This window comes from Bradyrhizobium uaiense (assembly GCF_010811875.1).
GTDB lineage: Bacteria > Pseudomonadota > Alphaproteobacteria > Rhizobiales > Xanthobacteraceae > Bradyrhizobium > Bradyrhizobium uaiense.
Map to the genome: position 1 here is coordinate 1 of NZ_VKHP01000890.1, position 245 is coordinate 245.

General features: G+C 62.9%; 2 pseudogenes. One reads left to right on the forward strand and one right to left on the reverse strand.

Annotation, left to right across the window (positions count from 1 at the left end):
• Positions 1–126: pseudogene (locus FNJ47_RS47975) on the reverse strand (SDR family NAD(P)-dependent oxidoreductase); the annotation flags it as partial.
• Between FNJ47_RS47975 and FNJ47_RS47980 the strand changes: the two are divergent.
• A pseudogene (locus tag FNJ47_RS47980) lies at positions 121–245 on the forward strand (SDR family NAD(P)-dependent oxidoreductase); the annotation flags it as partial. The pseudogenes FNJ47_RS47975 and FNJ47_RS47980 overlap by 6 nt on opposite strands.

The following is a 245-nucleotide window of genomic DNA, read 5'->3' on the forward strand; positions in this document are numbered from 1 at the left end:
GGTATCCTTAGTGATGCCGGCGTTGTTGACGAGCACGTCGACCGGCCCGAGATCGGCCTCGACCTGCTTCACGCCGGCCGCGCAGGCGTCGAACGATGAGACGTCCCACTTGTAGACCGGAATGCCGTGATCAACACCAACCTCGGCTCGCTGTTCAACATGACGCGCCAGGTGATCGAGGGCATGCGCGCCCGCAAGTTCGGTCGCGTCATCTCGATCTCCTCGATCAACGGCCAGAAGGGCCA